This window comes from Rhizobium sp. WYCCWR 11146, from assembly GCF_013591995.1.
Lineage (GTDB): Bacteria > Pseudomonadota > Alphaproteobacteria > Rhizobiales > Rhizobiaceae > Rhizobium > Rhizobium indicum.
Map to the genome: position 1 here is coordinate 55,420 of NZ_JACCEY010000023.1, position 19,848 is coordinate 75,267.

The 19,848-nt window shown below is 61.6% G+C and carries 24 protein-coding genes and 3 pseudogenes; 16 read left to right on the top strand and 11 right to left on the bottom strand.

Going from position 1 to position 19,848, the window contains the following annotated elements:
* Positions 1 to 164 precede the first annotated feature (164 nt).
* From HX899_RS17795 to HX899_RS17825, 7 genes are all read left to right on the top strand, one after another.
* The gene (locus HX899_RS17795; protein WP_062940503.1) at positions 165 to 995 is read left to right on the top strand and encodes a transporter substrate-binding domain-containing protein; all 831 of its coding nucleotides are present in this window, start codon (positions 165 to 167) and stop codon (positions 993 to 995) included.
* A gap of 231 nt (positions 996 to 1,226) precedes the next feature.
* A complete protein-coding gene (locus tag HX899_RS17800) occupies positions 1,227 to 1,670 on the top strand; it encodes a type II 3-dehydroquinate dehydratase (RefSeq protein ID WP_138331593.1) in 444 nt (147 codons plus the stop codon).
* A gap of 31 nt (positions 1,671 to 1,701) precedes the next feature.
* Entirely contained in the window at positions 1,702 to 2,370 is a 669-nt protein-coding gene (locus tag HX899_RS17805) for an amino acid ABC transporter permease (protein ID WP_017991876.1), read from the top strand.
* 10 nt (positions 2,371 to 2,380) lie between these two features.
* Positions 2,381 to 3,022, top strand: coding sequence for an amino acid ABC transporter permease (locus HX899_RS17810; protein WP_011654831.1), 642 nt, complete (start codon positions 2,381 to 2,383; stop codon positions 3,020 to 3,022).
* A 53-nt stretch (positions 3,023 to 3,075) separates the two neighbouring features.
* Positions 3,076 to 3,840, top strand: coding sequence for an amino acid ABC transporter ATP-binding protein (locus HX899_RS17815; RefSeq protein WP_138389774.1), 765 nt, complete (start codon positions 3,076 to 3,078; stop codon positions 3,838 to 3,840).
* Between the two features lie 43 nt (positions 3,841 to 3,883).
* Complete coding sequence (locus tag HX899_RS17820) at positions 3,884 to 4,951, top strand: Gfo/Idh/MocA family protein (RefSeq protein WP_181292976.1); 1,068 nt, start codon at positions 3,884 to 3,886, stop codon at positions 4,949 to 4,951.
* 4 nt (positions 4,952 to 4,955) lie between these two features.
* Complete coding sequence (locus HX899_RS17825) at positions 4,956 to 5,786, top strand: shikimate dehydrogenase (protein ID WP_181292977.1); 831 nt, start codon at positions 4,956 to 4,958, stop codon at positions 5,784 to 5,786.
* A 120-nt stretch (positions 5,787 to 5,906) separates the two neighbouring features.
* Here HX899_RS17825 and HX899_RS17830 read toward each other — a convergent pair whose 3' ends face one another.
* From HX899_RS17830 to pcaD, 6 genes are all read right to left on the bottom strand, one after another.
* Positions 5,907 to 6,674, bottom strand: a complete 768-nt coding sequence (locus HX899_RS17830) for an SDR family oxidoreductase (RefSeq protein ID WP_062940602.1) — start codon at positions 6,672 to 6,674, stop codon at positions 5,907 to 5,909.
* 67 nt (positions 6,675 to 6,741) lie between these two features.
* Complete coding sequence (locus tag HX899_RS17835) at positions 6,742 to 7,788, bottom strand: 3-carboxy-cis,cis-muconate cycloisomerase (protein WP_181292978.1); 1,047 nt, start codon at positions 7,786 to 7,788, stop codon at positions 6,742 to 6,744.
* Positions 7,789 to 7,965: 177 nt separating this feature from the next.
* A complete protein-coding gene (gene pcaG / locus HX899_RS17840; RefSeq protein ID WP_181292979.1) occupies positions 7,966 to 8,577 on the bottom strand; it encodes a protocatechuate 3,4-dioxygenase subunit alpha in 612 nt (203 codons plus the stop codon).
* Between the two features lie 2 nt (positions 8,578 to 8,579).
* A complete protein-coding gene (gene pcaH, locus HX899_RS17845; RefSeq protein ID WP_027687734.1) occupies positions 8,580 to 9,329 on the bottom strand; it encodes a protocatechuate 3,4-dioxygenase subunit beta in 750 nt (249 codons plus the stop codon).
* Positions 9,330 to 9,338: 9 nt separating this feature from the next.
* On the bottom strand, positions 9,339 to 9,743 hold the full coding sequence (gene pcaC / locus HX899_RS17850; protein WP_027687735.1) for a 4-carboxymuconolactone decarboxylase: 405 nt from the start codon (positions 9,741 to 9,743) through the stop codon (positions 9,339 to 9,341).
* Positions 9,740 to 10,549 (bottom strand): 3-oxoadipate enol-lactonase, encoded by an 810-nt coding sequence (gene pcaD, locus HX899_RS17855; protein ID WP_181292980.1) that lies wholly within the window; start codon positions 10,547 to 10,549, stop codon positions 9,740 to 9,742. The genes pcaC and pcaD overlap by 4 nt, the downstream gene beginning before the upstream one ends.
* Before the next feature lie 95 nt (positions 10,550 to 10,644).
* Here pcaD and pcaQ point away from each other — a divergent pair, with 95 nt between their 5' ends.
* Genes pcaQ through HX899_RS17870 form a run of 3 tightly spaced genes read left to right on the top strand, consistent with a single transcriptional unit; the run spans position 10,645 to position 12,812 of the window.
* Complete coding sequence (pcaQ, locus tag HX899_RS17860; RefSeq protein WP_181292981.1) at positions 10,645 to 11,565, top strand: pca operon transcription factor PcaQ; 921 nt, start codon at positions 10,645 to 10,647, stop codon at positions 11,563 to 11,565.
* A gap of 57 nt (positions 11,566 to 11,622) precedes the next feature.
* Entirely contained in the window at positions 11,623 to 12,144 is a 522-nt protein-coding gene (locus HX899_RS17865; protein WP_181292982.1) for an MbcA/ParS/Xre antitoxin family protein, read from the top strand.
* Complete coding sequence (locus tag HX899_RS17870; protein WP_181292983.1) at positions 12,141 to 12,812, top strand: RES family NAD+ phosphorylase; 672 nt, start codon at positions 12,141 to 12,143, stop codon at positions 12,810 to 12,812. The genes HX899_RS17865 and HX899_RS17870 overlap by 4 nt, the downstream gene beginning before the upstream one ends.
* Before the next feature lie 45 nt (positions 12,813 to 12,857).
* On the opposite strand, the gene HX899_RS17875 is transcribed toward HX899_RS17870, so the two are convergent.
* A complete protein-coding gene (locus HX899_RS17875; protein ID WP_171598127.1) occupies positions 12,858 to 13,499 on the bottom strand; it encodes an alpha/beta family hydrolase in 642 nt (213 codons plus the stop codon).
* A gap of 70 nt (positions 13,500 to 13,569) precedes the next feature.
* On the opposite strand from HX899_RS17875, the gene HX899_RS17880 reads away from it, so the two are divergent.
* Positions 13,570 to 13,752, top strand: a complete 183-nt coding sequence (locus HX899_RS17880; RefSeq protein ID WP_003548476.1) for a hypothetical protein — start codon at positions 13,570 to 13,572, stop codon at positions 13,750 to 13,752.
* Positions 13,753 to 14,213: 461 nt separating this feature from the next.
* Here HX899_RS17880 and HX899_RS35585 read toward each other — a convergent pair.
* Positions 14,214 to 14,361 (bottom strand): annotated as a pseudogene (locus HX899_RS35585) (Ku protein); the annotation flags it as partial.
* 140 nt (positions 14,362 to 14,501) lie between these two features.
* Here HX899_RS35585 and HX899_RS17885 point away from each other — a divergent pair.
* From HX899_RS17885 to HX899_RS17905, 5 genes and pseudogenes are all read left to right on the top strand, one after another.
* On the top strand, positions 14,502 to 14,816 hold the full coding sequence (locus HX899_RS17885; protein ID WP_033183755.1) for an EamA family transporter: 315 nt from the start codon (positions 14,502 to 14,504) through the stop codon (positions 14,814 to 14,816).
* A gap of 148 nt (positions 14,817 to 14,964) precedes the next feature.
* Positions 14,965 to 15,715, top strand: a pseudogene (locus HX899_RS17890) (sulfite exporter TauE/SafE family protein).
* Positions 15,716 to 16,070: 355 nt separating this feature from the next.
* Positions 16,071 to 16,331, top strand: a complete 261-nt coding sequence (locus HX899_RS17895) for a DUF982 domain-containing protein (protein WP_017968256.1) — start codon at positions 16,071 to 16,073, stop codon at positions 16,329 to 16,331.
* A 48-nt stretch (positions 16,332 to 16,379) separates the two neighbouring features.
* Positions 16,380 to 16,472 (top strand): annotated as a pseudogene (locus tag HX899_RS17900) (nucleotidyl transferase AbiEii/AbiGii toxin family protein); the annotation flags it as partial.
* A gap of 136 nt (positions 16,473 to 16,608) precedes the next feature.
* Positions 16,609 to 17,310, top strand: coding sequence for a DUF899 family protein (locus HX899_RS17905; RefSeq protein WP_181292984.1), 702 nt, complete (start codon positions 16,609 to 16,611; stop codon positions 17,308 to 17,310).
* A 26-nt stretch (positions 17,311 to 17,336) separates the two neighbouring features.
* Here the strand turns inward: HX899_RS17905 and HX899_RS17910 are convergent, their stop codons facing one another.
* From HX899_RS17910 to hutU, 3 genes are all read right to left on the bottom strand, one after another.
* Positions 17,337 to 17,966, bottom strand: coding sequence for a J domain-containing protein (locus tag HX899_RS17910; RefSeq protein ID WP_129419387.1), 630 nt, complete (start codon positions 17,964 to 17,966; stop codon positions 17,337 to 17,339).
* Positions 17,967 to 18,141: 175 nt separating this feature from the next.
* Entirely contained in the window at positions 18,142 to 18,717 is a 576-nt protein-coding gene (locus HX899_RS17915) for a HutD family protein (RefSeq protein WP_181292985.1), read from the bottom strand.
* Between the two features lie 5 nt (positions 18,718 to 18,722).
* On the bottom strand, positions 18,723 to 19,848 hold a 1,126-nt coding region (gene hutU, locus HX899_RS17920; protein WP_181292986.1), incomplete at its 5' end, for a urocanate hydratase.

The following is a 19,848-nucleotide window of genomic DNA, read 5'->3' on the forward strand; positions in this document are numbered from 1 at the left end:
GGCAAATGTCGTGAGGAATTCAAATAGCGTGTCTTATTATAAATTCTCATATGATTTTGAAAAACTCTGTTGATTTGACCGCTCGTCTCTGGCAATCATTGCTCACACAGTCAAAAGGTGAGGTGGCTGTCCGGTCGAGTGACCGCCAAAGGAGGAGGAATCACATGTTCAAATCTATGCTGACGCGCCGAAACGCGATGCTCGGAGCCGCGGCCCTGGTGGCTGCCGTCACCCTAGCGCAACCGGCCGCCGCCATCACGCCTGATGAAATCAAGGCTCGCGGCAAGATCATCGTCGGAATTCAGGGTGACAACCCGCCTTGGGGCTTCGTGACCAGCGGCGGCAAACAGGACGGCCTCGATGCCGACATCGCGACGCTGTTTGCCAAGGAACTGGGTGTTTCCGTCGAGTTCGTGCCGCTTGAAGTCAACAACCGCATTCCCGCACTGACGGCCGGCCGCGTCGACGTTCTGTTCGCGACGATGGCGATGCTGCCGGATCGCGCAAAGGCCGTGCAGTTCAGCAAGCCCTATGTTGCTAATGCCATCGTTCTGATTGGTCCGAAATCGGCTGAGATCAAGAAGAATGACGACATGGCCAAGTTCACGGTCGGCGTCGCCAAGGGTGCAGCCCAGGACACGCAGGTCACCAAGAACGCGCCGCCGAGCACGACCATCCGGCGCTATGATGGAGACGCCGCGAGCGTCCAGGCCCTGGTGTCCGGCCAGGTCGAGACGCTTGGTGGCAACATTTTCTACATGGACCGGGTGGAGAAGGCCCGTCCGGGCGAATTCGAAAACAAGCTTGAATTCCAGAAGCTCTACAACGGTGCTTGCACGCGTCTCGGCGAAAAGGAAATCAATGCGGCGCTCAACACCTTCATCGACAAGATCAAGGCAAACGGCGAACTCAAGGCAGTCTACGACAAGTGGATGAAGGTTCCGGTCCCGGAATTCCCGGAAACGCTGGAAGGCATTCCGTTCGCGGCGAACTGAGCGAACCGCAAAGGCGGACGAGGCCCGGCCTTCCGGCTGATGACAGGGTCTGCCAACCGCTCGCCGTCATGCTCGGGCTCGTGTCCCGAGCATCTACGGCGGCAGATCCCCGGCACAGGCCGAGGATGACGTCCAGAAAGAGGCAGTCTCTCACCAAGCAAGGCCGGGCATGCCAATGCCCGGCAACGCAACCGCCATGCTTAAGGCTCTGCCCCGTTTGAGGTGCGCGACATGACCAAAACCATCTTTGTGCTCAACGGACCGAACCTGAACCTGCTGGGCCAGCGCGAACCGGCGATCTATGGAACCACGACGCTGGCCGACATCAGGAAACGGTGCGTGACCAAGGCAAAGTCCTTGGGATTCGACGTCGAGTTCCGGCAGACCAATTTCGAGGGCGAACTGGTCGAGAGCGTGCACCAGGCCCGGACCGACGCCTGTGGCATCATCATCAATCCCGCCGGCTATACCTTCACATCGATCGCTCTTCTCGATGCGTTGAAAATGTTCGACCCGCCGAAGATCGAGCTGCATATTTCGAATGTTCATGCGCGCGAAAGCATCTACCACAATTCGCTGATCTCGCGCGTTGCCACGGCCATCATGATCGGCTTTGGAGCGGATGGCTACGAGCTGGCTATCCAGGCGATGGCTGGAATGGTCAAGCAGGACTGAACTTTCAGGAAGACGGACCAGAAGGATCGCCATGAATTATAAGTTGGATTTCACCCCGGTCATAGATGGCCTGCCGAGCCTTCTGCTCGGCTGCCTCGGGACATTCTTGCTTGCCATTTGTGGGATGCTGCTGGCGATCATCATCGGAATTGGCGGCGTCGCCTTGCGCGACTCCGCCCTGAAGCCGGCGCGATGGCTGGTCATCGCCTTCGTCGAGTTGATCCGTAACACGCCGTTTCTGGTGCAGATCTTTTTCATCTACTTCGCGCTTCCGCTGACAGGCATCAGGCTGGATCCGACACCGACGGCGATTATCGCGCTCGGCATCAACGGTGGTGCCTACGCAATTGAGATCATTCGCGGCGGCGTCCAGTCGATCCCGAAGGGACAGATGGAAGCGGGTCTGGCGCTTGGTCTGCACAAGGCTCAGGTCTTCCGGCTGATCATCCTCAAGCCGGCATTACGGGCGATCTATCCGTCCTTGACCAGCCAGTTCGTTCTTCTGACGCTGACCACCAGCATTGCGTCGGCAATTTCGGCCTACGAGCTGACGTCGGTTTCGCAGCGCATCGAGTCGGAGAGCTTCCGCAGCTTCGAGGTCTACTTCACCGTCACGGTTTTCTACTTCGTGATCTCCTGGCTGATGATGCGCATCTTCGCGCTGTTTTCGGCGCGCTACTTCAAATATCCGGTCAAGTAGGAGGAATTCCATGGGTCACGAAGAATTCGTCTTCCTCCTGATCGGCCTGAAATGGACCGTGCTCCTGTCCGCCGTCGGTTTTGTCTGCGGCGGCATCGCGGGGCTCGGCGTCGCCCTTGCCCGTGCCTCGGGCATACCGCTGCTGGAACGCGTCACGGCCGGCTATATCGCCGTCTTCCAGGGAACCCCGCTGCTGATGCAGCTGTTCGTCGTCTATTACGGCTTGGCGCTGGTGGGGCTGATGCTCGATTCCTGGGTGGCCGTCGCCATCGGCCTGACGCTGCATGCGAGCGCCTATCTCGGCGAGATCTGGCGCGGATCGATCGAAGCGGTTCCGCGCGGCCAGACGGAAGCGGCAAAGGCTCTCAGCCTCAGATACATCTCGCGCATGAAGGATGTCATCCTGCCGCAGGCGCTGCGCATTTCGCTGCCCGCCACGATCGGTTTCCTCGTCCAGTTGATCAAGGGCACCTCGCTTGCGTCGATCGTCGGCTTCACCGAGCTGACGCGGGCCGGCAACATCATCTCCAACCAGATTTTCCAACCGCTGACGGTCTTCGGCATCGTCGGCATTCTCTATTTCCTGATGTGCTGCCCACTGACGATTCTTGGCGCTCGCCTCGAACGAAAGTTCGCCGCCTCCGCGCGCTGATCCGCATCCCTCGTCTTCGATGCGGTCCAGCCCGCCAATATGGAGTTCTACCGATGACCATTCCCAGTCCTGCTCAAGGCGCGGAAACCATGATCACCATGGAGCGGGTGGAGAAGTGGTATGGCGCTTTTCAAGCCCTGCACGACATCAACATATCGGTTCGCAGCGGCGAGAGGATCGTCTTGTGCGGGCCTTCCGGCAGCGGCAAGTCGACGCTCATTCGCTGCATCAACCATCTCGAGACCTATGAAAAAGGTGAAATCCGCGTCGGCGGGATTCTTCTCGGCAATCAGGCCAAGACCATCGATGCGATCCGTCGCGAGGTCGGCATGGTCTTCCAGCAGTTCAACCTGTTTCCGCATCTGACCGTGCTGCAGAACTGCATGCTGGCGCCGATGAAGGCAGCCGGCGTTGGCAGGGCGGAGGCCGAGGAACGGGCACGCGGGCTGCTCGAGCGGGTCAAGATCCTGGAGCAGGCCGACAAATATCCGGTGCAGCTTTCTGGTGGCCAGCAGCAGCGCGTGGCCATTGCCCGCGCGCTTTGCATGCGGCCGAAAGTCATGCTGTTCGATGAGCCGACCTCGGCGCTTGATCCGGAGATGGTCAAGGAGGTGCTGGATACGATGATCGCGCTTGCTGATGAGGGCATGACGATGATCTGCGTCACGCACGAGATGGGCTTTGCCCGCCAGGTCGCCGATCGCGTGATCTTCATGGCCAGCGGCGCGATCGTCGAGGAAGCCCCGCCGGCCGAGTTCTTCACAAATCCACAGCATGAGCGGACCAGGAAATTCCTCGGAGAAATCCTGCGGAAGTAAGGGGCTCAAGAGCGATGCGTCTGGCAAAATATGGGAGCCGGCAATGAAGCCATTAGAGATTGCAGTCATGGGAGCCGGCCTCATCGGCAGGCGCCACGTCGAGCGAATTATCTCCGATCCCGGAACCGTTCTCTCGGCGGTGATCGATCATTCCGCCGCCGGCCGCGACTTTGCCGAGACTGTCGGCGCCCGATGTTACCGGAGCTTCTCGGACATCCGCGTCGAGGACAGGCCTGATGGCGTCATCGTGGCAACGCCGAACCAGCTCCACGTCGAGAACGGAATGGAGATCGTCGCCGCCGGCATCCCTGTCCTGATCGAGAAACCGATCGCCGACGATGTCGATGCTGCCGCGGCACTGGTTGCCGCCGGCGAGAAGGCGGGCATACCGCTGCTGGTCGGCCATCACAGGCGTCACAATCCGATGATCCAGGCGGTCAAGCAGATCGTCGACGGCGGAAGGCTTGGCCGGATCATCACGGTGCACGGCACGTTCTGGGTCGCCAAGCCCGACGACTATTTCGATATCCCCTGGCGGCGCGAAGCGGGCGCCGGCCCGGTCTTCGTCAACCTGATCCACGATGTCGACCTCTTCCGATATCTGTTCGGCGAGGTCGAAGCCGTCCATGCGATGGAATCGCACGCCGTGCGGAACCATGCCGTCGAGGATACGGCCGTCGTCACGCTGCGTTTCGCAAGCGGGGTGCTTGCCACCCTCACCGGCAGTGATGCCGTGGCCGCGCCCTGGAGCTGGGAGATGACCACCGGGGAGAACCCCGCTTTTCCGCGCTACGATCAATTCTGCTACCAGATCGGCGGCACCAGGGGTTCGCTCGGAATTCCCGATTTGACGCTGTGGACGAGCCCTTCGAAGCCCGATTGGCTGGAGCAGCTTGCCCAGGAGCGAGTACCCTACGCGGCAGCCGATCCCCTCTGTGTTCAGCTCGGACATTTTTGCGACGTCATTCGTGGCGATGCCACGCCTCTGGTGAGTGGCCGGGAGGGCCTCGCCACGCTCAGGGTCATCGAGGCGATCAAGAGATCGGCGCGCTCGGGACGGATGATCCACCTCGCGGACGCCAGCGCCACTTCCGATCCCCAGAAAGCCTGACCACATGATCACCGGGACGACCAAGCTCATCGCGCATCTCGGCTATCCGACGGAGTCCTTCAAGGCGCCGCTGATCTACAATCCATACTTCGAGAAGAACGGAATTGATGCCGTCGTCGTGCCGATGGGCTGCAGGCCGGAGGACTATTCGGCGTTTCTGAAGCTTCTGTTCCGGCTATCCAATATCCATGGTGCTCTCATCACAATGCCGCACAAGATTTCGACGATGGCGCTGCTCGACGAAACCTCGACCAACGCGAAAGTCGCCGGCTCTTGCAATGCGGTGCGCCTCGGTTCGGAAGGCAGGCTGATCGGTGACATGTTCGATGGCGAGGGCTTCGTTCGCGGGGTCTTGCGCAAGGGCAAGAAGGTCGAGGGAGCCCGTGCGCTCATTGCGGGTGCCGGCGGCGTCGGCTCGGCGATCGCGGCGTCCTTGGCGCAGGCGGGCGTGGACCATCTCGCCATCTTCGACGCGAACGAGACGACCTCGACCGCGCTGCTGGGCAGGCTGAGGAAATATTATCCGCAGCTTGAGGTGACGGTCGGCTCCGCCGATCCGGCAGGCTTCGACATCGTCGTCAACGCGACACCTCTCGGCATGCGACGGGGTGACCCGCTGCCGATCGACATCGACCGCATCTCGCCGTCGACCTTCGTCGGCGAAGTCGTGCTGACGAAGGAGATAACCCCTTTTCTCGAGGCCGTGCGGGCACGCGGCTGTGCATTTCAGGTTGGGACGGACATGTTGTTCGAACAGATCCCCGCCTATCTCGAATTCTTCGAATTCCCGACGACGACGGCCGACAATCTGCGGGCAATCGCCAAACTCGGATGATGCGAATTTAGAGCAATTCCAGCAAAAGTGTGCAGCGGTTTTGCGTTCGGAATTGCGTAAAAACAAAGAGATAGAATATGATGCCGAAAAGTGTGCGCGGTTTTCGGACGACATCCTGTTCTAGAGCGAGACGGTGATGCCGCCGTCTACGGTCAGCATATGGCCGTTGACGAAGGAGGAGGCATCCGAGGCGAGGAAGACGGCGGCGCCGACGAGCTCCTTGACCTCGCCCCAGCGGCCGGCCGGCGTGCGGGTTTCCAGCCAGCCAGAAAACTTCGGATCGTCGACAAGCGCCTGGTTGAGCGGCGTGCGGAAATAGCCAGGCGCGATCGCATTGACCTGCAGGCCGTATTTCGCCCAGTCGGTCGCCATGCCGCGCGTCAGGTTCTTCACCGCGCCCTTGGTCGCGGTATAGGGCGCGATGCCGGGACGGGCGAGTTCGGCCTGGACGGAGGCGATGTTGATGATCTTGCCGCGGCCGCGCGATATCATCGCCTGGGCGACCGGCTGGCTGACATAGAACAGGCTGGAGACATTGGTCTTGAAGATCTCGTCCCATTTGTCGACCGGGAAGTTCTCCAGCGGTGTGCGGAACTGCATGCCGGCATTGTTGACGAGGATGTCGATCGGGCCGATCTCCGCCTCGATATAGGCGATGGCGGTGCGGCTGGCCTCGGCATCGGTGACGTCGAAGGCGGCGCTGACGGCATGGCGATGGCTGCGACGGATATCCTCGGCGGCGGCCTCAGCCTTCTGCGCGTTGCGGCCGTTGATGATGATCGAAGCGCCATGCTCGGCAAGCCCGACCGCCAACGCGCGGCCGATGCCTTGGCTGGAGCCGGTAACGAGGGCGCGGCGCCCGGAGAGGTCGAAGAGGGGAAAGGTCACGAGGCTGCTCCTGATTTCATTGCACTCTGCATAGCCGGTTTCCGGCATTACATGCAAAGGTGCTGGATCAGCCCGTTCCAAGCCTCTTGATATTTCCTGCAAGCTCCCCGGCTAGCCGCAGGCTGGCGGCGGTTGCCATCGTCATTTGCGGCAGAAGCAGCCATTCGAGCGTCCAGGCAGCGCCCGAGCGTTCCTGTTCGTGGACGAGGGACTGGTGAACGCCCGACAAAGCCGTGGCGTTGAAGCGGGCGAGCGAGACGAGGACTTCGGCGGAAACGGGGTTCTGCTTGTGCGCCATCGCCGACGACGTGCCGCCGCCTGAGATTTCGATCTCGCCGCCGGCCTGGGCAAGCAGCGCGATATCCTGCCCCATCTTGCCGAGGCTGCCCGATATCGACGCGAACAGGCCGGCGATATCGGCGATCGGCAGACGCCCGCTCTGCCATTGCGGCGCATCGGTGAGGCCGAGTTCCTGAGCGAGCGAGGCACGGATGGCTTCGGCCTGCGACCCGAGCTTGTCCAGCGTGCCGGCCGCACCCCCGAACTGGACGGGAAAACTCTGCTCGGTCAGGCGGTCGCGATAGGTCGTCAACGGTGCGCGCCACGTATTGAGACGGTCGGAGACGGTGATCGGGATCGCCGCCTGCATGCGGGTATGACCCATCAGCCGGTTCTGGCCGAACTGGCGGTCGAGCGCATCGAGCCCTGTGGCAATAGTGGAAAGCCGGCCGGTAAACAGGAAGACGACGGCCTTCAGGCGGATCATCAGGCTGGTATCGATAACATCCTGGCTGGTGGCGCCGAAATGCAGGCTTTTTGCCGCTTCCTCTCCGACATCAGCGCGCAGCTGCTTGATGAGGTCGGGAACGACGACACCGTCCCTCGCCGTTGCCGATCGAAGACTGGGCACATCGGGTAAGAAGGCGGCGCAGGTATCAGTGATGCGCCTTGCCGCCTCGGCAGGAATGAGGCCATGAGCGGCTTCGGCCTTGGCGAGTGCGGCTTCGAAGGAGAGCATGGCCCGGATATCCGCCTCGGCGGAAAAGTAGGGCGCGATTTCATCGTCGCCGAGCAGGCCGGAAAGGAAAGGATGGTCGAAGGGCGATGCGGTCATGGACGTCTCGTTTGTGGTAGTGGCCCCTCATCCGGCTGCCGCCACCTTCTCCCCGGCGGGCAGAAGGGACTCGAGGCGGCGTCCGCGCTTTATGGGCAGGTGATCTCGCGTGGGCACATCCCCGGGGGACGCTACCTGCAGATATCCGCCCCAGCAAGCCGATCGCGACGCCGGCCTTTAAATATCGAGAAACACCGTTTCCTTCGGACCCTGCAGATGGATGTCGAAATGACAGGTCGCGCCGTCGCGGGTGGCGACCATCGTAGCAACGCGCTGGCGATGTTCGATGCGGGAAAGCAGCGGGTCGGCGGCGTTGGCCTCCGTCTCTTCCGGAAAATACATGCGCGTGTGCAGGCCGATATTGATGCCGCGGGCGACGATCCAGAAGGTGATGTGCGGGGCTTGTCTGCGGCCGTCCTTGAAGGGGACGCGGCCGGGCTTGACCGTCTCGAAGCTATAGACGCCGTCCTCGGCGCGGGTCGGGCAGCGGCCCCAGCCGGTGAAATTGGGATCGGCGGCGCCGCGCATTTCCGACGGGCTGTTGTAGAGCCCGGCGCTGTCGGCCTGCCAGATCTCGATGACCGCATCGCGCACCAATGCGCCGGCGCCGTCGAAGATCCGGCCGGTGACGGTGATACGCTCGCCGAGCGTCTTGTCGTTGACCATCTCGATGCCGAGATCGGTGTCGTAGACTCCCGTTATGTCGCAGAAATTCGGCGTCAGGCCGATATGGACATAAGGACCGGCCGTCTGCGACGGGGTTTCCTTGAGATAGTCGAGCTGCTGCATGGTCAGTTGCCCTCCGGTCTGTTTTCGAACATCGTCGAGCGGCGGCCACGCAGCACAATATCGAATTTATAGGCACGTGAATCCATCGGAATGGTGTTGCCCCAGTCGAGCGGCGCGATCAGCTGCTCGATCGCCGCCTTGTCGGGGATCGTGCCGACGATCGGACATTTCCAGATCATCGGATCGCCTTCGAAATACATCTGGGTGATCAAGCGTTGGGCAAAGCCATGCCCGAAGATCGAAAAGTGGATATGGGCGGGACGCCAGTCGTTGATGCCGTTCGGCCAGGGATAGGCGCCGGGACGGATGGTGCGGAAATGGTAGCGGCCGTCCTCGTCGGTGATGGCGCGGCCGCAGCCGCCGAAATTCGGGTCGATCGCCGCCAGATAGGTTTCCTTCTTGTGGCGATAGCGGCCGCCGGCATTGGCCTGCCAGAACTCGACCAAGGCGCCTGCAACCGGCCTGGCGCGCTCGTCGAGCACGCGGCCATGGACGATGATGCGTTCGCCGATGGCACTCTCGCCGGGCTGCGCGTAGTTCAGGATCAGGTCGTTGTCGAGTTCGCCGATCATCGAATGACCGAAGACCGGACCGGTGGTCTCGGAAATCGTGCCATCGAGCGAGAGCAGCGCGCGCTGCGGCGCGCGCAGCACGGAGGTCTTGTAGCCGGGGGTCAGCGCTGGCGCATGCCAGGCGCGGTCGCGGGCGAAGAAGCCGCCGGTCTCGGGCTTGCGGTTCGGTCGTTCGGACATGTTCGCCTCTCAGGCCGCCTTTTCGGCGTCCATCTGTTCAAAAGCCTGCTTTGCGATCTTGATCGCGTGATTGGCGGCGGGAACGCCGGCATAGATTGCAACATGCAGCAGCGCCTCGCAAATATCCTCGCGGGTCGCCCCCGTGTTGGCGGTGGCGCGCACATGCATGGCGACCTCGTCGTCCTGGCCGAGGGCCGCGAGCAGAGCGATTGTGACGATCGAGCGCTCGCGCTTCGTCAGCGCCGGGCGTGACCAGACATGGCCCCAGGCAGCTTCGGTGATCAGGTCCTGGAAGGGGCGGTCGAACTCCGTCGATGTGGCGGCGGCGCGGTCGACATGGGCATCGCCAAGCACGGCGCGGCGGGTCGCCATGCCCTGCCGATAGCGCTCGGAGGAGGACGCGGTCTCATTCATGGGCTGACTTCTCCAGGCGGAATGGATGTGAGGAAGGTGCGGATGATCGCCGTCAGCGCCTCCGGCTGCTCAACGCAGGGAATGTGCGCGCAATTAGGGATGACCTCGTAACGGGCGCCCGATATCAGCTTCGCGGTCGAAAGCACGAGATCGGGCGGCGTCGAGCCGTCCTGGTCGCCGACGATGCAGATCGTTGGCACGGTGATCGTCTTTGCGACCTCGGTGAAATCGGCATCGCGGATCGCAGCGCAGGCGGCGATATAACCCTCGACGGGCTGGCGCGTCAGCATGTTGCAATAGCCGGCATAGGCGGTGTTCTCGGGCCGGCGGAAGGCGGGTGTGAACCAGCGTTCCATGATGGCGTCGACAATGCTGCCGATACCGTTTTTCTCGACGGCGGCGATGCGGGTGTTCCAGCTCTCCGCCGTGCCGATCTTGTGGGCGGTGTCGCAGAGGATCAGCGCGCGGACCAGGTCCGGCCGGCGGTGATAGAGCGACTGGGCGATGAGGCCGCCGACGGAGAGACCGCAGATGACGGCATCTTTGACCGACAGCAGATCGAGCAGGCCGGCGAGATCCGTCGCATGGTCCTCGATCGATGAGGGGAGCTGGCCGACATCGGAAAGGCCGTGGCCGCGCTTGTCGTAAAGCACGATGGCAAATTCACCGGCAAGCCGCACCACGACATCACGCCAGATGCGGAAATCCGTTCCAAGCGAATTGGTAAAGACGATCACCGGCCTGTCGGCAGGGGCGCCAATGACCTGATAATGAATCGTCACGTCGTTTATGCTGGCGAATTGCACGTCACTCTCCTCCTGAATGGTGAAATTGACTGGTTGATCCGGTTAAGTAAAATGATATTTATTGGCATTTCGATAACCCTGGAGTTATGCGAGCGATGATCGACAGCCGGGTCAAGTTCCGCCATCTGCAAACCTTTGTCGAGGTGGCGCGGCAGAAGAGCGTCATGAAGGCCGCCGAATTGCTGCATGTCAGCCAGCCGGCGGTCACCAAGACGATCCGCGAACTGGAACAGGTGCTGGGTGTCGATGTTTTCGAGCGCGATGGCCGCGGCATCAAGATCACCCGCTACGGCGAGGTCTTCCTGCGGCACGCAGGTGCGGCGCTGACGGCGCTGCGCCAGGGCCTCGATTCCGTCTCGCAGGAGCAGTTCGCCGATGCGCCGCCGATCCGGATCGGCGCGCTGCCGACGGTGTCATCGCGCATCATGCCACGGGCGATGGAACTCTTCCTCAAGGAGAAGACCTGGAGCCGGGTGAAGATCGTCACCGGTGAGAACGCGGTACTGCTGGAACAGCTTCGCGTCGGAGATCTCGATATCGTCGTCGGACGTCTGGCAGGCGCCGAGAAGATGGCGGGTTTTTCCTTCGAACATCTTTATTCCGAGCAGGTGGTGTTTGCCGTGCGCGCCGGCCATCCGCTGCTCGACGGCCGGCAATCGCTGTTCGCCGGCTTCGGCAACTATACGGTGCTGATGCCGACGCGCGGTTCGATCATCCGGCCGGTGGTCGAAAATTTCCTTATCGCCAACGGCGTCTCCAGCCTGCCGAACCAGATCGAGACGGTGTCGGATTCCTTCGGCCGCGCTTTCCTCAGGGCAAGCGATGCAATCTGGATCATTTCCAACGGTGTGGTGGCCAACGATGTCGCCGACGGGCGGCTGGCGCTTCTGCCGGTCGATACCGGCGAGACCAAGGGGCCGGTCGGGTTGACGATGCGCGCCGATGCCGTGCCGTCACTGCCGCAATCGATCCTGATGCAGACGATCCGCGAGGCGGCAGGCGAGGCGGCCCTTTAAATTTGCTTGATGAATGCCCAGATTTGGACTAAGTCTAATTCAAGACAGGAGGCTTTCATGCAGCATGCGCGACGGGAGCAACGGGAAGACCAAGGGCCACAGCGGCTGGAAATGGAGCGGTTTGCTCCGGCAAACCGCAAGAGGCTGAGCGCCCCGGCCCTGCGAACCTTTCTGGCGATCGCCGATCTCTGGGGGCTGAGCGAGGAGCAGCGTCTGCTCATGCTCGGCTATCCCTCTCGGTCGACCTATCACAATTGGGCCAAACAGGCGCGCGAGCACGGCGCTTTCACGCTCGATGTCGATACGCTGACCCGCATCTCGGCCGTGCTCGGTATCCATCAGGCGCTCGGCGTGCTGTTTTCCGATGAACGCGCCGGCGTCGCCTGGCTGCGCACACCGCATCAGGCGCCGGTTTTCGGCGGGCATCCGCCGCTTGATATTGTGACGAACGGGACCCAGGACGGGTTGATGACGGTACGCCGGTTTCTCGACGGCGCCCGCGGCGGTCTCTACATGCAGCCGAATATGCTCGACGAAGCCTTCACACCTTACGAAGATACGGACATCGTCTTCCGGTGAGCGATCGTTTTGCAGAGGCGCCGCGTCCGTCGTATCGGCTGATCCCGTCGCAATTTCCGCCAATCGGGCTTTTTGAGACGGTAACGAGGGCGGCCGATCTCGAAGCCGTGATGGAGCTCGTCGGCTGGACCAACGACCGTCTCGTCGCCGACCGCATCCAGCGGCTTCCCGAGGATCAATGGGTTTATGGCGTTGCCAATGCCAGCATTGTAATGGCGGCATTCCTGCATGTCGCGCCGGGAGGAATGCGCTTCAACGGCCCCGATCTCGGCGCCTGGTATGCCGCCGACGGTCTCCGCACAGCCGCCGCCGAAGTTGGCCATCATCTCAGGCGCGAGGCTGTCGCGCGCGGGGTCGCGACGATGGCGCGCACCTATAGAAGCTATTCGGCCGCTCTGATTGGTGATTACCTCGACATTCGCGGAGAGCAGACGCTGCGGCCCGATGTCTATGACGGAACCAGCTATGCGGCGTCGCAGTTGCTCGGGGAAGAGGTGCGCTCGAGCGGCGGCGCCGGTATCCTCTATGACAGTGTCCGGCTGAGAAGCGGAGTGGCCATGGTCGCACACCGGCCGCGCAATATTCAGGGCGTGGTGCAGGCCGACCACTTCGAAATCACCGTTTCCGCCACCGACCGACGCATCGATGTCAGGAAGCTTGCAGCTTGACAACGGCAACCGCAGGCGCCTGTTGCGCCGGGGATATGGTGATGCTCAAGCCGGCAATCCCTCGGCCCATGCCTTCACCGCTTTCGCCATCGTGGCGAGGTGATCGGCACTGGAGAAACCGGAGATCGTCTTGCGCGGCTTGAGGTCGTGGTCGCCGTCCTCGAGCCAGAGGATCTCGATCTTGTCGGACAGATCGTAGCCCGGCACCTCGTCCCGCGTGCCGAATTCGTCGCGTGTTCCCTGGCAGATCAGCGCGGGCGTCGTCAGCCCTGTGAGATGGCCGGTGCGCAGCTTCTCCGGCTGGCCGGGCGGATGGAAGGGATAGCCGAGGCAGAGCAGGCCGGCAATCTTTCCCCGACGATGGAGATCGTCGGCGACCATGCTGGCGACCCGGCCGCCCATCGACTTGCCGCCGATGATCAGCGGGCCGCTGGCACCGAGCTCGGCAATCGCCGCCTCGTATTCGGGATTGAGCGTTTCGGCGCGTGGCGGCGGCTTGCGACCTTCTAAGGTGCGGCGGGCGGCCATATAGGCGAATTCGAAACGGGCGACGCGGAAGCCGACACCGGCGAGCGCATTTGCCGCTGCTGTCATCGATGCCGAATCCATCGGCGCGCCGGCGCCATGCGCAAGAAGGATGGTGAAGCGCGCATCCTGAGGCCCCTGCAGCAGAAACCCGTCAAGCATCGGTAATCCTCCATCCCATCGCCGGAACCATGTCGACGGCCGTGACTTTTTCCTGGAAAGGAGAATGACAATGTCGACGAATGATCAAAACGTAAAGCCCGAGCAGCGGCGCCCCAAAGATGTCGGCGCCGTTCCTGAAAAGCCGGAGCCCGCCGATGCAGAATCGATGGCGCCGCCGGTGGTGCAGCCGGCGGGGGTCAGAGACAAAAGCGAACGACCTGTGGTCAATCCGATCACCGGGGTCGCCTCCTGATCGACTAGAGCATGATGCCGAAAAGTGTGAGCGGTTTTCGGACGACATCATGCTCCACTTCTTTGATTTAGATCAGGATCAGATTTTAGGCCGACCCGGCCTAAAATCTGAATCCTGTTCTAGGGTCAATTATCGTGTAGAACCGCTGAACCGCCTCTTGAAACCCCGGTGGAAAGGGTCCATATACCCGTCCTGCCTGAAAAATGGATGCGCGCGGTATCGACGTCGTCGAACTGTTCGTTGTCCGACAGGATAAGGGCGCTCCCCGCAAGGGTCGAGCGCCCTTTTTGCTTTCCAGCCATTGCGCATATCGCCGTTTTCGTCTTGTCGTTGGCGGAAGGGATTTCAGCGGCGGAGAAGCGAGGTCGCGAGAGACTGCATCATGTCGCAGGAACTCTTTCATGCGAATGTTGTTCATAGTCATTCCACATAGCGGGACCGCTCGTCAGCTCGGGATTTTATCAGGCCGCTTTCTTTCGACGTTTCATGTCGGCTTCGACGCTCTTCTTGAGGGCATCCATGATGTTGATGACGTTCGAAAAGCTTTGCGGCGTCGTCCTTTTTGCCCCTGGCCGCCTTGGACGATTTGGACGGCTTGAGAGCCTTCTTATTGGTAGCTAACGTCGAGCTGGGTGTAAAATAAACTGATCACCATGTAGCCGTGCGTCGCGATCGAGGACAGGGGATAGTCTCTGATGGATTGACGGGCCGCCCGGCGTTAGACAAAACGCGTCAGCAGGAGTTTATCGATGCGTGTTGCCGCCATCCTCTTCATAGCCGTCTGCCTATTCCTGGCGGGAGCGACCGCTTCCCGCGCATATGTGAGCAACTCGAACCTTTGGCTGCTCGCCACCGCGCTTGTCCTCTACACATTAGGCAATCTTTCGATGATCGCTCTCATGCGGACAAGCGGGCTTTCCCTTGCTATTTCGTTATCGTCGGTCGCGCAGCTCATCGCCATCAACGCGATCGCCGTTTTGGTTTTCGACGAGAGGCTCGGCTGGCATCAGGCGGTTGGCGTACTCCTCGGGATAGCATCGGTTACGCTCATGGTGATCGGATGAATGGCTCTCAATTGCGTTTCCCTGACTACGGCGAATGGCAGTCGTGGGGCGGACTCTTCTGGACGCGCAACGGCGTGCGGCGCGTTGACTGCGGTATTGGACGAGAGGCTCGGCCGGACTCAGCATTGGGGGCTAAGGCGACCTGAACATGTACGATATCATGCTTCTTTTCCTTGCTGGCTTGTTAGCAGGCAGCATGAATGCGTTGGCGGGCGGCGGATCGTTCGTCTCCCTGCCTGCGCTGATATCGGTCGGAGTGCCGTCGGTAGCCGCAAACGCGACAAGCACCCTAGCCTTGTTTCCCGGCGGTATGGCGAGCTCGTGGGTCTATCGTGACGGGGTTAGGAGTGTGTGCGGCGTCAATGTCGTGCCCATTGCCATCGTGACGGTCATGGGTGGCGTGGCCGGAAGTATTCTATTGCTGCTAACCCCATCCAGGATTTTCGATGGTCTCCTGCCATGGCTTTTGCTGGTGGCGACATTGATGCTGACTGCAGGTCCGAGGCTCAGCGCCCGGTTCCAGACGCAGGCACGTCCAAGTGTTCTGGCGTTCGCAACGGTTCAATTCTTTCTGGGTCTTTATGGCGGCTATTTTGGCGGCGCGGTGGGTCTCATGATGCTCGCGGCATGGAGCGCGCTCGGGGGCGGGGACATCAAGAGCCTGAACCCGACAAGAATGGTGATGGTAACTGCCGCCAACGCGGTCGCCGTCGTCGTCTTCGTACTTGCCGGGGCAAATTGTATGGCAGGAGTGCATTCCCATGACGATTGGAGCCGTTATCGGCGGGTGGATCGGAGCGCATATCGGACGAAGGCTGCCATCATCGGTCGTTCGGGTGCTAACCCTCGCGGTCGCCTTTTTAACGACCGCGGTGTTCTTTTTACGAGCTTACCTTTGAGCGGAGGTCCACCCCTCAGGCTCTCAGTCAATAACTTTCTTGTTTTATAGGTATTGAGCTTCCTGCGATTGTGCGCCGCCTCCATTGGAGCCAGCCGGTCGAAGGCAGAGCTGATCGATCTTTCGGCGGCGGCCTTATCGGCTTCAGCATGGCGGGTAATGAGGCCGGCGACCGTTTCCCTGCCAACAGGTGCCCATGCTGACGCTGGCGATGATGAGGCGACTAAAGCGCCCTTTAAAAAATGTTCTTCTTTCCACTATGCGGCCTTCGAAACCAGCTTCGGGCATGCCAGCGGAGATCACGGAACGGTTCTTGCACGGTTACTAATATGTTTACTGTGGGGAGACCTAATGTCATGAAGTGGCGCACATCCGAAGAGTTTGCCCCTCTGATGCTCGTTGTGAGTGGGTCGGAAAAATACAAGCTTGTCGCAACCCTTTTCCAGGCTGCCGAGATGCTGACAGTTGGCTGGCCGATCGACGACGGAGAAGAATATCTTATAGCGATTAGGGCGTGCCGGAATGCAATTCATGGGGAAATTCCGGCTCAGGATGCGCGGGCAGCGCTTATCCGTGCCGCCGACGAAGCTGGCATTCCGGTGATCACCGTTCACTGAGTTTCGCAGCCGACGGTGAAATGAGTTCACGGGGCGGCGTCCTCTAGGAAGGGCGTGATGCTGATCATGAGCTGGTTCGATGATCCGCATTTTGGAACGCGCGATCTTGATCTGCTTGGCTTTGGCGATCCGGGCGCCGAGCCGGCCAAAGCGCGGGGCGAATATTTTCCGTCGGCACTGTCGAATTTCGCATCAGCCGATCGTCCTTGTAATGATGTGCTGCGACCCGGTCGTGGCTTCAGCACGTTCTCAGGCAATTGAAGGAGGATATATCGTCATGGATAATCAGCATCTGGTACCCGCCGCCGTGCTTGCGGCCAAGAACGGCGTCCGGTTTCCCAATGAGAGCGAGGAATATCGCATTGCCCGCGACGCGCTGCTGGCCGAAGAGATCGAATTGCGCCGGCACATCGAGCGCGTGGCGGTACAGCGCCGGGCGCTGCCGCCGGGCGGCGAGGTGACGAAAGACTACCGCTTCGAAGGCAGCGACGGGCCGATCTCCTTCAGCGAGCTCTTCGCCGACAAGGAGACGCTGATCGTCTACAGCTACATGTTCGGCCCGGAACGCGAGCGCCCATGCCCGATGTGCACGTCGCTGCTGTCGGCCTGGGATGGCGAGGTGCCCGACATCCAGCAGCGCGCGGCCTTGGCCGTCGTCGCACTTTCGCCGATCGGCAGGCTGCTCGCCTTCAAGAAGGAACGCGGCTGGCACTACCTGCCGCTCTATTCCGACACGACGGGCGATTACAGCCGCGACTATCACGCGATCGGCAGGGGTGGCGGCGATGACGCGGCCTTCAACGTCTTCACGCGCCGCGACGGCAGCATCCGCCATTTCTGGAGCCAGGAGATGGGCGAGGTGACGGCCGACCCCGGCGAGGATCCGCGCGGTGCACCAGACCTGATGCCGCTCTGGACGGTCATCGATTCGACGCCTGAAGGCCGGCCGGCGGACTGGTATCCGAAGCTGTCTTATTAATAGCCGGCGTCGTCCGCCGTCCGCCGTCAGCCGGTGGAGCGGTTTCTTGAGGCCTCGACCCATTCGATGCTGGTGACCGCGGCATCCGGCAGCGGCGGCGGATCGATGTCGTAGACATAGCCGCTGAGCATGTCGGCGGCGCGTTCTGTCGCCTTGATCTTCGCCTCGGTTTCCGCGACCGCCTTGGAAATCGCTTCGATGCGGGCGCGGAACATGTGGGCGAGCACATCGCGGCCGGACTGCTTTTCGAGCCGTTCCAGATGCAGGCCGATGCGCGAAGCGTGGCGCTCCAGCTCACTCTTGCTGAAACGCGCCTTGCGCAGTTCTTCGGAAAGGCTGTCCTGCATGACGGCGACGGGATCGAAACTTCCGGGTGCACGCTCGTCGAGCACTGCGTCGGTGACGAGCTTCTCGATCATCACGAGCGCCTGCAATTCCGCCGCATCGGCAAATTCGACGTCGTAGCCGGTATCGTCGTAGACTTTGCGCCGGACCGGATCGAGAAGCAGCCCATAGGCTTTCTGCAGAGTGGCAAAGGCTTCCGAATCACCACCCGAATCGGGGTGGGCAACCTTCGCCAGGCGCCGATAGGCGGCCTTCAACTGCGCCTCGTCCGCATCGCGTTCAACGCCGAGAATATCGTATGGATCCGTCACGCCTGCTCCCTTGCTCCCCGGCACGTTGCGGGCAGTCTAGGTCTTCTTCTGCATCAGAAGGGCGAAGTTTAGACCGAAACGAGGAATGACGTCCATGGCCCGAGATGGCGATGGTTGACGGCAATGCTTCGCCAAATCCTCGATTGTTTAATAATTTCAATTCGTTGTTCGAAGATCAGCCTGTGGTGATCGAAGCGAGATAACATTTGGCTTCGCCATCGATTTCCAGCACGGTTTCGGCCGCGTCCTCGATCAGCAGCGCATCGCCGGCCGCAAGCGCGCCGGTCTCGCCGTCCCGCCGGAATGACAGTGTGCCGCGACGGCAGAGGAACAGGCATGTGGAGGGCGAAAGTGGCACGGTCTTGCTGCCATCGACGTCGATCCGGATCAGCGTGTGGGCGAGCCCGTCGCGGCGCGTCATCACGTTGAGATCGGTGATCGCTCCGTCCTGGAGCCTGGCCGCGACGGCGATATCCGCCTTGAAGGCCAGCGGATCGCTTGCCGTTGTCAGCAGCACGGGCGAGCTGCCTGCGACATCGAGCACCATGCCGTTGCCATCAAGGATCGCCAGCGTACGGTCGATGCCGGGAAAGATCGAAAACGGGCCGTCCTCCGCGACCGTCGCCATGCTGATGCGCCAGTCGAAGTCGTCGATCGAAGCGCCGGGTGGAAAGACGGCGATCTCCACCGTCTCTCCCTTGCCGTTTTTCCAGGGCATGCGTTTGTGATCGCCGGCGCGCAGAACCCTCATGAGGCTTAGTTCCCGAGAATGCCGGGCAGGCGCAGGCCCTTTTCTTTGGCGCAGTCTATGGCGATCTCGTAACCGGCATCGGCGTGGCGCATGACGCCGGTCGCCGGGTCGTTCCAGAGCACGCGCTCGAGGCGTCTTGCGGCATCGTCGGTGCCATCGGCGCAGATGACCATGCCCGAATGCTGCGAGAAGCCCATGCCGACGCCGCCGCCGTGATGCAGCGACACCCAGGTGGCGCCCGACGCCGTGTTGAGCAGGGCGTTGAGCAGCGGCCAATCGGAAACGGCGTCGGAGCCGTCCTTCATCGCTTCGGTCTCGCGGTTCGGCGAGGCGACGGAGCCGGAGTCCAGATGGTCGCGACCGATGACGATCGGGGCGGAGAGTTCGCCTGTTCTCACCATTTCGTTGAAGGCGAGGCCGAGCTTGTGGCGGTCGCCGAGGCCCACCCAGCAGATGCGCGCCGGCAGGCCCTGAAAGGCGATGCGTTCCCTGGCCATGTCGAGCCAATGATGCAGATGCTTGTTGTCAGGCAGCAATTCCTTCACCTTGGCATCGGTCTTGTAGATATCCTCCGGATCGCCGGAAAGGGCGGCCCAGCGGAAGGGGCCGATGCCGCGGCAAAACAGCGGGCGGATATAGGCCGGCACGAAGCCCGGGAAAGCGAAGGCGTTTTCGAGGCCTTCGTCCTTGGCGACCTGGCGGATATTGTTGCCATAATCGAGTGTCGGCACGCCGGCATTCCAGAAGGCGATCATCGCTTCGACATGCTCGCGCATCGAGGCGCGCGCTGCTTTTTCCACAGCCTTCGGATCGCTTTCGCGCTTCGCCTTCCATTCGGCCATCGTCCAGCCCTTCGGCAGGTAGCCGTTGATCGGGTCGTGCGCCGAGGTCTGGTCGGTGACGATGTCCGGGCGGATGCCGCGGCGGACCATCTCCGGCAGGATTTCGGCGGCGTTGCCGAGCAGGCCGACGGACTTTGCCTCGCCGGCCTTGGTCCAGCGATCGATCATCTCAAGCGCTTCATCGAGCGTCTCGGCCTTGGCGTCGACATAGCGGGTGCGCAGGCGGAAATCGATCGAATCGGGATTGCATTCGACGGCCAGGCAGCAGGCGCCGGCCATGACGGCGGCG